The sequence below is a fragment of the Pseudomonas sp. Z2-11 genome (genome assembly GCF_054161305.1).
In genome coordinates this window covers 3560334-3572678 of sequence record NZ_CP096395.1, presented here as the reverse complement: position 1 = coordinate 3572678, position 12345 = coordinate 3560334, and the positions used below count along the sequence as shown (strand labels likewise).

The window sequence follows — 12345 nt, the reverse complement described above, 5'->3', positions numbered from 1 at the left end:
CTCGGCAATCAGGCGGCAGCGCGCAGCGCGCGGGAAACCGCAACGCCTTCGGCATCGAATAGGTGGCAGTGTTCGGCGTCCAGGTGCAGCTCCAGTTGCTCGCCGAAACGGCTCGCCAGGTCACCACGCACGCGCATGGTCAGGGCTTCGCCGGAGGCGGTGACGACGTGGCAGAAGGTGTCGCTGCCCAGGCGTTCGCTGACATCGGCGGTGACCCGCAGCGTGCAATCACCCGGTTGCGCCAGGTTCAGGTGTTCCGGACGAATCCCCAGGGTTACCGCGCCGCCGACGCTCAGGTTGGCACCGCTGCGCGGCAGGCTGATGCGGGTGCCGGCGTCCAGCAGCACTTCACAACCCTGGCCGTCCAGGCCGGTGACCTTGCCCTTGAGAAAACCCATCTTCGGCGTGCCGAGGAACCCGGCGACGAACAGGTTGGCCGGTTGGTGATACAGCTCCAGCGGCGAGCCGACCTGCTCGATGCGACCGCCGTTGAGCACCACCACCTTGTCGGCCAGGGTCATGGCTTCGACCTGGTCGTGGGTCACGTAGATCATGGTTGCCTGCAACTCTTTATGCAGGCGCGCCAGTTCCAGGCGCATCTGCACGCGCAGGGCGGCGTCGAGGTTCGACAGGGGCTCGTCGAACAGGAAGATTTTCGGGTTGCGCACGATGGCCCGGCCGATCGCCACGCGCTGGCGCTGGCCGCCGGACAGCTGCTTGGGCTTGCGCTCCAGCATCGGCCCCAGTTCGAGGATGCGCGCCGCTTCGTTGACTTTTTTTTCCACCTCGGCCTTGGGCACACCGGCGAGGTCGAGGGCAAAGGACATGTTCTTGCGCACGCTCATGTGCGGGTACAGGGCATAGGTCTGGAACACCATCGCCAGGTCGCGCTTGGCCGGGCTGACTTCGGTGATGTCACGGCCGTCCAGCTCGATGGTGCCGTCGCTGACTTCTTCCAGGCCGGCGATCAGCCGCAGCAGCGTGGACTTGCCGCAGCCCGAGGGGCCGACGAAGACCACGAACTCGCGGTCGTTCACTTCAAGGTCGATGCCCTTGATGATGGAGAAGCCTTCGAAGCCTTTTTGCAGATTCTTGATTTTCAGGTTGGCCATGATGATGGGCCTCCACTTCTGATGACTGTGTAGGGCGCGTTACTTCACCGCGCCGAAGGACAAACCGCGCACCAGCTGTTTCTGGCTGATCCAGCCGAAAATCAGGATCGGCGCGCAGGCCAGGGTCGAGACGGCGGACAACTTGGCCCAGAACAGGCCCTCGGGGCTGGAATACGAGGCGATCAGTGCTGTCAGCGGCGCGGCTTTGGATGAGGTCAGGTTGAGCGACCAGAACGCCTCGTTCCAGCACAAGATCAGCGACAGCAGCACCGTGGACGCCAGGCCGCCCTTGGCGATCGGCAGCAGCACGCGGACCATTTCCTGCCACAGGGTGGCACCGTCCAGGCGCGCGGCTTCGAGGATGTCGCGCGGGATGTCCTTGAAGTAGGTGTAAATCATCCAGACCACGATGGGCAGGTTGATCAGGGTGTAGATGATGATCAGCGCGAGGCGCGTGTCCAGCAGGCCGAACTGCTTGGCCAGCAGATAGATCGGCATCAGCACGCCCACCGGTGGCAGCATTTTGGTGGAGAGCATCCACAGCAGCGTGCCTTTGGTGCGCTGGGTTTCGTAGAACGCCATGGAGTAGGCCGCCGGCACCGCGATCAGCAGGCACAGGGCGGTGGCGCTGAAGGAAATCACCACCGAGTTCCAGGCGAAGCTGAAGTAGTTGCTGCGCTCGTTGATGTGCAGGTAGTTCTCCAGTGTCGGCGCGAAGATGAACTGCGGCGGCGTGGCGAAGGCGTCGATTTCAGTCTTGAAGCTGGTCAGCACCATCCAGAAGATCGGAAAGAAGATCAGGATCGCGATGGCCCAGGCCAACGTGCCCAGCAGCAGGCTTTGCAGGCGACGGGATTGTTGAAGAGTCATGGCGACGGCCTCAATGCTTGTCGGTGAGGTTTTTGCCGATCATCCGGACCAGGATGATGGCGGCGATGTTGGCGATCACCACGGCGATCAGGCCACCGGCTGACGCCATGCCGACGTCGAACTGCACCAGCGCCTGGTTGTAGATCAGGTAGGCGAGGTTGGTGGAGGCGTAGCCAGGGCCACCGTTGGTGGTGGTGAAGATCTCGGCGAACACCGACAGCAGGAAAATCGTCTCGATCATCAGCACCACGGCAATCGGACGCGCCAGGTGCGGCAGGGTCAGGTGCCAGAAAATCGCGATCGGTCCGGCACCGTCCAGGCGCGCGGCTTCTTTCTGTTCCTGGTCGAGGGACTGCATGGCGGTCATCAGGATCAGGATCGCGAAGGGCAGCCATTGCCACGACACGATGATGATGATCGACAGCAACGGGTAATGCGCCAGCCAGTCCACCGGCTGCGCACCGAAGAGCTTCCACACCGAGGCGAGGATGCCGGAGACCGGATGGAAGATCAGGTTCTTCCAGATCAGCGCACCGACGGTGGGCATGATGAAAAACGGCGAGATCAGCAACACCCGCACGATGCCGCGACCGAAAAATTCGCTGGCCTCCAGCAACGCGCTGATCAACACGCCGAGCACGATGCTGATCAGCAGCACGCTGCCTACCAGCAGCAGGGTATTGGTGGCGCCGGGCATGAAGCCCGAATCGGTCAGGAAGTAAGTGAAGTTCTCCAGCCCGACGAATTCGTTTTCGCCGGGATAGAGCAGGTTGTAACGGATCATCGAGAAATAGACGGTCATGCCCAGCGGCACGATCATCCACAGCAGTAACAAGGCGACCGACGGGCTGACCAGGAACCAGCCGGGGTTGGCCAGGCGGATCTTGCGGGCTGGCGGCGGAGCAATCACGATGGGGGCTTTGGCGGTTGTCGTTGAGCTATTCATGAGCGCTTACTCTTATGCGACACATTCCCTGTGGCGAGGGAGCAAGCTCCCTCGCCACAAATGGATATTTACAAGTCTTTACTTTGGATACCCGGCGCGTTTCATCTCGCGCTCGGTGGTGGACTGCGCGGCGGTCAATGCCTGGTCCACGCTCTGCTGGCCGGTCAGCGCGCCGGAGAAGAACTTGCCGACCTGGGTGCCGATGGCCTGGAATTCAGGAATGGTCACCAGTTGGATGCCGATGTAAGGCACGGGCTTGAGCGTCGGTGCTTTCGGGTCGGCGACTTTCAACGACTCCAGCGTCACCTTGGCAAACGGCGCGGCCTTCATGTACTCGTCGCTGTAGGTCGAGGCGCGGGTGCCTGGCGGTACGTTGGCAATGCCGTCGGTCTTGGCGACCAGTTGGCCGTATTCCTTGGACGTTGCCCAAGTGGTGAAGACTTTGGCGGCGTCCTTGGCTTTGGAACTGGTCGGGATGGCCAGCGACCAGGAGTACATCCACGAAGTGCCCTTGTCGGTTTTTTCGTGGGGGGCGAAGGTGAACCCGACGTGATCGGCCACCTTGCTCTGGGTCTTGTCGGTCACGAACGAGCCGGCGACGCTGGCATCGACCCAAATCGCGCACTTGCCGCTGTTGAACAGGGCCAGGTTCTCGTTGAAGCCGTTGCTGGACGCGCCCGGCGGGCCGGATTTCTTCATGTTGTCGACGTAGAAGTTCAGGGCATCCTTCCACTCAGGCCCATTGAACTCCGGCTGCCACTTCTCATCGAACCAGCGCGCGCCAAAACCGTTGGCCAGGGTCGTGATCAGCGCCATGTTCTCGCCCCAACCGGCCTTGCCCCGCAGGCACAGGCCATACTGTTCCTTGGACTTGTCGGTGAGCTTTTGCGCGAATTCACCGATCTGGGTCCAGGTCGGGTGCTCAGGCATGCTCAGCCCGGCGTTCTTGAACAGGTCCGTGCGGTAATAGGTGATCGAGCTTTCGGCATAGAACGGCAGGGCGTACAACGAGCCCTTGACCGACAAGCCATCGCGCACGGAAGGGAAGACGTCTTCCAGGTCGTAGGACGCCGGCAGGTCCTTCATCGGCTCCAGCCAGCCCTTGGCTCCCCACAGTGCGGCTTCGTACATGCCAATGGTCAACACATCGAACTGTCCACCCTGGGTGGCGATGTCCGTGGTCAGGCGCTGGCGCAGGACGTTTTCTTCGAGCACCACCCAGTTCAGCGTGATGTCCGGGTGCTCGGCCTCGAAAGTCTTCGAAAGCTTTTGCATGCGGATCATGTCGCTGTTGTTGACGGTGGCAATGGTCAGGGTTTGCGCGCCGAAACTGACGCTGCTGAGGGTCATGCAGGTGGAGACAAGCAGAGCTTTTACCGAAGGTTTCATCGCGCACTCCTTTTCCGCGCCCACGGGCTGCAGAAGGACAGTTATTGTTTTTGTGTCTTCCGGATGAGAGGAAGAATGTGCGCTGATTACAGCCCTCAATGGATTGCATGACAAATCATTCGTCGCACTTTTACTGATACTTTTTTGCACTCAAGAGCAGGCAAGGTAGAGATCAGGCCTGGTTCTGCTCGGTCAACCGCTGCACCGCCAGCCGCCGGTAGTGCGACGGGGTCATGCCCTTGAGTTGCTGGAAGCGTCGGTTGAAGTTGGAAATATTGTTGAAGCCCGACTCGAAGCACACATCGGTCACTGGTTTGTCGCCATCGGCCAGTAGCTCGCAAGATTTGCTGATGCGCAGGCGATTGACGAATTCGATGAAGCAACGCCCCGTGGCTTGCTTGAAAACCCGGCTGAAATAGGTGGGTTTCATGCCCAGGTGCTCGGCGACTTCTTCCAGGGGCAACTCCCGGGCATAGTGGGCAAAGATGTAATCCACCGCGCGGTTGGTGCGGTCGATGCTGTGCTCGTCCGCCGCGTGTGGTGTGGTGGCGCCCGAAAGCAGCTGGAAGTCGTCGCAGGCCGCCAGCAGCTCCATCAGGATAAAAAAGTAGCCCAGCCGGCTCATGCCCTGGGCGTCGGAGATGCGTTGCATCAACGTCATGGCCTGGCGGATGGTGCGCTTGCAGCGAAATTCGATGCCGTGCTGGGCACGCTCCAGCAGCGGAGCGAGGGTCTTGAGCTCGGCGAACACCTGGTTGCCGCTTTCAAACAGCTCATCGGTGAAGTTCACCAGCATGTCGCGCTTGGGCACCACTTCGTCCTCGGCCACCTGGCTGATCCAGTTGTGGGGCAGGTTGGGGCCGGTAAGGAACAGCGACTGCGGAGAAAAATTGCCGATGTAGTCGCCGATGAAGACCTTGCCCGAACTGGCGACAATCAGGTGCAGCTCGTATTCCTTGTGGAAATGCCAGCGTACCAGCGGGCAAGGAAAGCCGTGCTGGCGATAGATGATGGACAGCCCGTTGTGGTCGTCCATCAACTCGTAGGAAGGGTCGGTGACTCTGGCTGTTCGGGTCATGGGCCTGGCGCTTTTATTGTTATCGCCGCTGGATAATGCCCCCTTCGCCGCGCAGGTTCCAGCCCCGGGACAAAGGCCGGTCAGCTGTTGCGGTTCTTCTCTTCGATCCACTGGGACATGTACTGGGTGCTCTTGTGCTGGTGATGGCGCAGCATGCTGCCGGTGAAGTTGTCCCGGCGTCGGCGCGCCAGATCGGCACGACAGGCATTGATGCTGTCGATCAGCGCCGGGCCGTGCACCTGCCGGCGAAAGCGCGCCGCCAGCAAAGCCAGCCCGGCGTTTTGGGCATCGGCCCAGCGTGCCTGATCGCTATACAACTGCACGGCGGCGCTGGCAATATCCTCGGCGCTCTGCGCGATGACACCGGGCCAGGGCATGCCGGCGTGCATGGCTTCGGCACCGATGGGCGTGGTGACGCTCGGCGTGCCGCAGAGCATGGCTTCGATCAGTTTGCCCTTGATACCGGCGCCGAAACGCAGGGGGGCCAGGCAGATGCGCGCCGCGGACATGACCTGCAAGGCATCCTCTGCCCAGTTCATGATATGGAAGCCCTGGGCCGGGTTATGCAGCGCTGCGGCCTTGGGCGGGGTATAGGCGCCATACAGGTGCAGCTGTGCACCGGGCAGTCGCTGGCGAATCAGCGGCCACACGGCATTTTTCATCCAGAGTACGGCGTCCCAGTTCGGTGCATGGCGGAAATTGCCGATGCTGAGGAAGTGCGCCCGTTCTTCGAAAGGTACGAAGGCTTGCTCAGGCAGGTCGAGCATCAATGGGCACCAGAGCAACAGCTCACGGGGCACCTTGAAGTGCTCCACCAACAGTTCGATCTCGACTTCGGACACCATCAGGTTCAGATCGCATCGATACAGAGCGGCAATCTCGCGCTTGGCCAGGTCGGTGTCGGCCATCAGCTCGAATTCTTCGCGCAGGGCGGGGGCGAACAGGTCGCTGAAATCCTCACAGGTTTCATCGGCTTTCAAGCGAACCTTCAAGCGCTGCTGCCGCGCGTGGCGCAGGCTTTGCAGGTCGGAGGTTTCCAGCACGCGCAGGGCGTCGGGGCAGTGCTTCTCGACTCGCCAGCCAAACTGTTCTTCCATCATGTACTGGTCGAACAGGACGACATCGGGCGCGAGTTCGCTGATGAATGCGTCAAAACTGCTGCTATTGAGCTCGATCGGTACCTCGCGGATGCCCAGGGCGATCAGGTCGGCGCGGTTTTCCCCGGGCCTGGCGGGGCTGCTGAAAGTGATGTCCCAGCCTTGCCCGAGAAAAGCCTCCAATAACTGCATGACATGCCCACCGGCCGCCGATGAGCGTGGCTCGGGCCAGACATAGCCGATCACCAGGACTTTGGTGGCGGTGGGATGAGACATGAGGGACATTCCTTGAGGCGGGTCAGGCGCGGTCGGCGCGCGGGGCGCCGATAGTGACCAAGAATGCGCCTGGGCTCAAGAAAGAATCTTTTTGACCTTGTCGCGTAGTTGGTCGATGGAGAAGGGTTTGCCGATCACGTTCATGCCTTCGGGCACATCGATGCTCTCGGCATAACCGCTGGCGAACAGGATCGGCAGCCCGGGCCTGGCCAGTTGGGCCCGTTTCGCCAGTTCGCGGCCGTCCATGACCGGCAGGCCGACGTCCGTCATCATCAGGGCGATGGGCTGAGCGTCATCGTTCAGAAACTCAAGTGCCTGCTCGCAGCCGTCAGCTTCCAAAACCTTGTACTCCAGTTCTTCCAGCACATCGACAATCAACATGCGCACGATGTTGTCGTCTTCGACTACCAGGATGGTGGAGGGGGTGTCAGAAGCGGGGACGGACATAATAGACTTCTCGGAAGATGGAATCGGTAGGGGCGCGGCAAAAAGTAGCCGTATGCATGAGTAAGTAGCGAAGCGGTACAAGTTCCCGAGGTTGTACAAGAAAGGATCTATAGTACAAGAGCTGACAAGGATAGTCGCATCCTTATGACCCGGTCGTACCGTCAGGAAATTGTGGCATTGCCTTGTCAGATGTGTGGATCCAACCCATATTTTTGGGCAAACTCCATCGTCTTCAACTGTCCACCAAGGCCTTTTCCATGACTCCTTCGTCTTCGGTCGACGAACAAAGTTTTCGCAAGCTCCTGAGCCGCAATATCAGCCTGCCGCTGGGCATGGGTGCACTCAGCGCGGTGTTTTTCATCGTGTTGATCACTTATCTGCTGTCGGTGATCCAGTGGGTCGGGCACACCGATCGCGTCATCAACAATGCCAATGAAGCGCTGAAGCTGAGCGTCGATCTGGAAACCGGCATGCGCGGTTACCTGCTGAGCGGCGACGAGCATTTCCTCGACCCTTACGAGGTGGCCAAGCCGCGCATCGCCGTGGCCCTGGATACATTGTTGGAACTGACAGCCGACAATCCCGTCCAGACCGATCGCCTGCGTAAGGTCCAGGCACTGCAGACGGAATGGGCCAACTATGCCCAGAGCATGATCGACCTGCAGCGCAGCAGCGGTGATTACCGCGGCGCGGTGAAGAAGGGGCGTGGCAAACGGTTGACAGACGAGATCCGCACGACCTTCGAAGACATCGTCGAAACCGAGCAGCAGTTGCGCGCCGAGCGCAACGAGCAGGTGCGTACCACCACGCTTTGGAGCATTGCCCTGTATTTGCTCTTCGTCGCGGCCATCAGCGGGTTGCTGGCCTACGTGGGGCGGCGCGATCTGTTGGCCCTGTCGAGCAACTACAGCGCGAGCCTGAAAGTCCAGCAACAAAGCGCCCTGCATCTGGAAAAGCAGGCATGGTTGCGCAACGGCCAGACTCAACTGGCCGAGCAGGTGCTCGGCCAACTGACGCTGAATCTGTTGGGGCGCAACATCCTCCAGTTCTGCGCCCAGTACCTGGGCAGCGTTGTTGCCGCACTGTATGCGCGGGAAGAAAACGGCGTGCTCAAGCGCATCGCCACCTATGGCATGTCCCGGGAAGACGACGAACAGCACCAGATGGTCATGGATGGCGAAGGCATCGTCGGGCAGGCCGTGCGCCAAGGGCGGCTCATCCGCCTGGATGACGTGCCACGCGATTACCTCAAGGTCAGCTCAGGGCTGGGCCAAGGGTTGCCCAATTGCGTGATGGTGGTGCCGACCCGCGACGACGACCGCATTAATGGTGTCATCGAGTTGGGCTTCCTGCGCCCCCTGGCCGGGCGGGACATCGAGTTGCTGGAACTGGTGGCCGGCAATATCGGCACCTCCATCGAAGCGGCCCGTTACCGTCAGCGTCTGCAGGAAGTACTGGCCGAAACCCAGCAGCTCAACGAAGAGTTGCAGGTGCAGCAGGAAGAACTCAAGACAGCCAACGAAGAACTCGAGGAACAGTCGCGCATTCTCAAGGAATCCCAGGCCCACCTGGAAGCCCAGCAGCAGGAGCTGGAGCAGACCAACGAGCAGTTGGCCGAGCAGCGCGACGCCATGGACCAGAAGAACAGCGAGTTGAACCTGGCCCAGATCCAATTGCAGGAGCGCGCCGAAGAGCTGCAGCGTTCGAGCAAGTACAAGTCCGAATTTCTCGCCAATATGTCCCATGAGCTGCGCACGCCGTTGAACAGTTCGTTGATCCTGTCCAAGCTGCTGGCGGAAAACCCGCAGAGGAACCTCAGCGACGAACAGGTCAAGTTTGCCGAGTCGATCTACTCCGCCGGCAATGACTTGCTGAACCTGATCAACGACATCCTGGACATTTCCAAGGTCGAGGCCGGAAAACTCGAGGTGCGCCCGGAAAACACCAGCGTGCCTCGCCTGGTCGAAGGGCTGCGGGACATGTTCAAGCCGCTGGCGGCGGACAAGGGCCTGAGTTTCGAGGTGCAGTTGCAGCCTGACGCGCCGTCGATGCTGTATACCGATCGCCAGCGCCTGGAGCAGGTACTCAAGAATCTTTTGTCCAATTCGGTGAAGTTCACCGAGCAGGGTTCCGTCTGCCTGACCATCACCGGCCAGCCCGGCTCGGGTATCGCGTTCATGGTGCGCGACTCGGGGATCGGCATCGCCGCCGACCAGCAGCAGAGTATTTTCGAGGCGTTCCGCCAGGCCGACGGCACCACCAATCGGCGTTACGGCGGCACCGGCCTGGGGCTGTCGATTTCCCGCGACCTGGCGACGTTGCTCGGCGGCTCGATCTCGGTCTCCAGCGAGCCGGGGCAGGGCAGTGTGTTCACGCTGGTGATGCCTGGGCGTTATGTCGAGCCAGGGGAGGCGCCTGTCGAACCGATGGCGTTCACCCCGACGACCACTGCCCCGGCCCATGTGCCGCCTCCGACACTGGTCGCCGAGGTGGAAACCCCCGTCCCGCAATTTGCCGATGACCGGGACAAGGCGCCTTTCGCTACCCGTTGCATTCTGGTTATCGAAGACGAACCGAAGTTCGCCCGTATCCTGTTCGATCTGGCCCATGAACTGGGCTATCAGTGCCTGGTCGCCCATGGCGCTGACGAAGGCTTTGACCTGGCCTTGCAACTGAGCCCGGACGCGATCCTGCTAGACATGCGTTTGCCGGACCATTCCGGGCTGACCGTGTTGCAGCGGCTCAAGGAGCAGGCCCAGACCCGGCACATCCCGGTGCACGTCATTTCCGTCGAGGACCGCGTCGAAGCGGCGATGCACATGGGCGCGATCGGTTATGCCGTCAAACCGACGACCCGAGAAGAGCTCAAGGACGTTTTCGCGCGCCTGGAAGCCAAGCTGACCCAGAAGGTCAAGCGCGTGCTGCTGGTGGAAGACGATGACTTGCAGCGCGACAGCATTACCCGGCTGATCGGCGACGATGACATCGAAATCACCGCGGTCGGCCTGGCCCAGCAGGCCCTGGACCTGCTGCGCACGCATGTCTATGACTGCATGATCATCGACCTCAAGCTGCCGGATATGCTCGGCAATGACTTGCTCAAGCGCATGTCCAGCGAGGAGATCTGCTCGTTTCCGCCAGTGATCGTCTACACCGGGCGCAACCTGACCCGTGATGAAGAAGCCGAACTGCGCAAATACTCGCGCTCGATCATCATCAAGGGCGCGCGTTCGCCGGAACGCCTGCTGGACGAAGTCACACTCTTTCTGCACAAAGTCGAATCGCGGTTGTCCCATGAACGACAGCGGATGCTGCAGACCGCCCGCAGCCGCGACAAGGTTTTCGAAGGCCGCAAGGTGCTGCTGGTGGACGACGATGTGCGCAACATTTTCGCCCTGACCAGCGCCCTGGAGGCGAAAGGCGCCGTCGTGGTCATCGGCCGTAACGGTTACGAAGCGATCGAACGCCTGAACGAAGTCGAGGATATCGATCTGGTGCTGATGGACGTGATGATGCCCGAGATGGACGGCTTTGAAGCCACCGCGCTGATCCGCAAGGACCCGCGCTGGCGCAAGTTGCCGATCATCGCCGTGACCGCCAAGGCCATGAAGGATGACCAGGAGCGTTGCCTGGCGGCGGGCTCCAACGATTACCTGGCCAAGCCGATCGACCTGGATCGCCTGTTCTCACTGATTCGCGTGTGGTTGCCGAATATGGAAAGAATCTAGTGGAACGAAACACTGACATCGAACTTCGTTTGTTGATCGAAGCGATCTATTTGAAGTACAGCTACGACTTTCGTGACTATTCCGGCGCCTCCATCAAGCGCCGGGTCCTGCATGCGTTGAATCAGTTCGAATGCAAGACCATCTCGGCCTTGCAAGAGCGCGTACTGCACGACCCGAGCGCGTTCATGCAATTGCTCCAACTGCTGACGATTCCGGTCAGCGAGATGTTTCGCGACCCTGCGCACTTCCTGGCCATTCGCGAGGAAGTGGTGCCGCTGCTCAAGACGTATCCTTCGATCAAGATCTGGATCGCCGGCTGCAGCACCGGTGAAGAGGTCTACTCCATGGCGATCCTGCTGCAGGAAGAAGGGCTGTTGGACCGCACGTTGATCTACGCCACGGACATCAATCCGCGTTCACTGGAGAAAGCCAAGCAAGGCATTTTTTCCCTGGAGAATGTCCGGGCCTACACCCAGAATTACCAGCTCGCCGGAGGCCGGCGTTCGTTTGCCGACTACTACACGGCCGCCTACGATTACGCCATGTTCGACAAAACCCTGCGTCAAAACGTGACCTTTGCCGATCACAGCCTGGCGACGGACAGTGTGTTTTCCGAAACTCAGTTGATTTCCTGTCGTAACGTATTGATTTATTTTAATAAAAAGCTGCAAGATCGCGCATTTGGATTGTTTCATGAGTCCCTCTGCCATCGAGGTTTCCTGGTGCTGGGCAGTAAGGAAACACTGGATTTTTCGGCTTTCGGCAAGCAGTTCGAGCCGTTGGTCAAACAGGAACGGATCTATCGCAAGTTATGAGCCCAATGACGGACAGATCCAGGCCCCTGATCGAGGCCATCGTAGTCGGCGCTTCCGCCGGAGGCGTCGAGGCGCTGCTCAACATCTTCACGCCTCTGCGCAAGGGCTTCAGCCTGCCTGTCCTCGTGGTGCTGCATTTGCCCGACGAACGTAACAGCCAGTTGGCCCAGGTGTTTCGTCATCGCCTGGCGATACCCGTCGAAGAAGTCCAGGACAAGCAGGACATACGCCCGGGCACGTTGTATGTCGCAACGCCCGGTTATCACCTGTCGATCGAGGCTGATCGCAGCCTGTCACTGAGCCTTGAAGCGCCGGTGCACCATTCGCGGCCATCGATCGACGTGTTGTTCGAGTCGGCCGCCGATGTCTATGGTCCTCGTCTGCTGGCAGTGGTCCTGACCGGTGCCAACAGTGACGGCGCCAGGGGGCTGGCCAGGGTGAAAGAGCTGGGCGGCATCACCGTCGTCCAGGACCCGAAGGAGGCACAGGTTTCCACCATGCCCGAAGCGGCGCTTACGTTGCATGAGCCCGACCATATCCTAACTTTACAGGGCATCGGCCAGTTGCTGGCCGGGCTGGAATGAACC

At 60.5% G+C, this 12345-nt stretch carries 10 protein-coding genes; 3 read left to right on the top strand and 7 right to left on the bottom strand.

The window, feature by feature from the left end; all coding sequences use genetic code 11:
- Positions 1 to 8: 8 nt before the first annotated feature.
- The 7 genes from M1E16_RS15760 to M1E16_RS15730 form a co-directional block, all read right to left on the bottom strand.
- Entirely contained in the window at positions 9 to 1112 is a 1104-nt protein-coding gene (locus tag M1E16_RS15760; RefSeq protein WP_434600949.1) for an ABC transporter ATP-binding protein, read from the bottom strand.
- Positions 1113 to 1151: 39 nt separating this feature from the next.
- Positions 1152 to 1982 carry a carbohydrate ABC transporter permease gene (locus M1E16_RS15755; RefSeq protein ID WP_014338173.1) on the bottom strand — a complete coding sequence of 277 codons (831 nt, stop codon included), beginning with the start codon at positions 1980 to 1982 and terminating at the stop codon, positions 1152 to 1154.
- A gap of 10 nt (positions 1983 to 1992) precedes the next feature.
- Entirely contained in the window at positions 1993 to 2928 is a 936-nt protein-coding gene (locus tag M1E16_RS15750; protein ID WP_434698287.1) for a carbohydrate ABC transporter permease, read from the bottom strand.
- A gap of 78 nt (positions 2929 to 3006) precedes the next feature.
- The gene (locus M1E16_RS15745) at positions 3007 to 4317 is read right to left on the bottom strand and encodes an ABC transporter substrate-binding protein (RefSeq protein ID WP_434657463.1); all 1311 of its coding nucleotides are present in this window, start codon (positions 4315 to 4317) and stop codon (positions 3007 to 3009) included.
- A gap of 172 nt (positions 4318 to 4489) precedes the next feature.
- The gene (locus M1E16_RS15740) at positions 4490 to 5395 is read right to left on the bottom strand and encodes an AraC family transcriptional regulator (RefSeq protein WP_458127821.1); all 906 of its coding nucleotides are present in this window, start codon (positions 5393 to 5395) and stop codon (positions 4490 to 4492) included.
- Positions 5396 to 5475: 80 nt separating this feature from the next.
- Positions 5476 to 6768: a glycosyltransferase family 4 protein gene (locus tag M1E16_RS15735; RefSeq protein ID WP_458127820.1), complete on the bottom strand. Its 1293-nt coding sequence runs from the start codon at positions 6766 to 6768 to the stop codon at positions 5476 to 5478.
- A gap of 75 nt (positions 6769 to 6843) precedes the next feature.
- Positions 6844 to 7215 (bottom strand): response regulator, encoded by a 372-nt coding sequence (locus tag M1E16_RS15730; RefSeq protein WP_434573892.1) that lies wholly within the window; start codon positions 7213 to 7215, stop codon positions 6844 to 6846.
- Positions 7216 to 7472: 257 nt separating this feature from the next.
- Here M1E16_RS15730 and M1E16_RS15725 point away from each other — a divergent pair, with 257 nt between their 5' ends.
- Genes M1E16_RS15725 through M1E16_RS15715 form a run of 3 tightly spaced genes read left to right on the top strand, consistent with a single transcriptional unit; the run spans position 7473 to position 12342 of the window.
- On the top strand, positions 7473 to 10943 hold the full coding sequence (locus tag M1E16_RS15725; protein ID WP_458127819.1) for a response regulator: 3471 nt from the start codon (positions 7473 to 7475) through the stop codon (positions 10941 to 10943).
- Positions 10943 to 11758: a CheR family methyltransferase gene (locus M1E16_RS15720; RefSeq protein WP_458127818.1), complete on the top strand. Its 816-nt coding sequence runs from the start codon at positions 10943 to 10945 to the stop codon at positions 11756 to 11758. The genes M1E16_RS15725 and M1E16_RS15720 overlap by 1 nt, the downstream gene beginning before the upstream one ends.
- The gene (locus tag M1E16_RS15715) at positions 11755 to 12342 is read left to right on the top strand and encodes a chemotaxis protein CheB (RefSeq protein ID WP_434697582.1); all 588 of its coding nucleotides are present in this window, start codon (positions 11755 to 11757) and stop codon (positions 12340 to 12342) included. The genes M1E16_RS15720 and M1E16_RS15715 overlap by 4 nt, the downstream gene beginning before the upstream one ends.
- Positions 12343 to 12345: the final 3 nt, after the last annotated feature.

Coding starts and splice junctions, on each gene's coding strand:
- M1E16_RS15760 (WP_434600949.1), bottom strand. CDS start 1,112: ATGGCCAACCTGAAAATCAAGAATCTGCAAAAAGGCTTCGAAGGCTTC.
- M1E16_RS15755 (WP_014338173.1), bottom strand. CDS start 1,982: ATGACTCTTCAACAATCCCGTCGCCTGCAAAGCCTGCTGCTGGGCACG.
- M1E16_RS15750 (WP_434698287.1), bottom strand. CDS start 2,928: ATGAATAGCTCAACGACAACCGCCAAAGCCCCCATCGTGATTGCTCCG.
- M1E16_RS15745 (WP_434657463.1), bottom strand. CDS start 4,317: ATGAAACCTTCGGTAAAAGCTCTGCTTGTCTCCACCTGCATGACCCTC.
- M1E16_RS15740 (WP_458127821.1), bottom strand. CDS start 5,395: ATGACCCGAACAGCCAGAGTCACCGACCCTTCCTACGAGTTGATGGAC.
- M1E16_RS15735 (WP_458127820.1), bottom strand. CDS start 6,768: ATGTCTCATCCCACCGCCACCAAAGTCCTGGTGATCGGCTATGTCTGG.
- M1E16_RS15730 (WP_434573892.1), bottom strand. CDS start 7,215: ATGTCCGTCCCCGCTTCTGACACCCCCTCCACCATCCTGGTAGTCGAA.
- M1E16_RS15725 (WP_458127819.1), top strand. CDS start 7,473: ATGACTCCTTCGTCTTCGGTCGACGAACAAAGTTTTCGCAAGCTCCTG.
- M1E16_RS15715 (WP_434697582.1), top strand. CDS start 11,755: ATGAGCCCAATGACGGACAGATCCAGGCCCCTGATCGAGGCCATCGTA.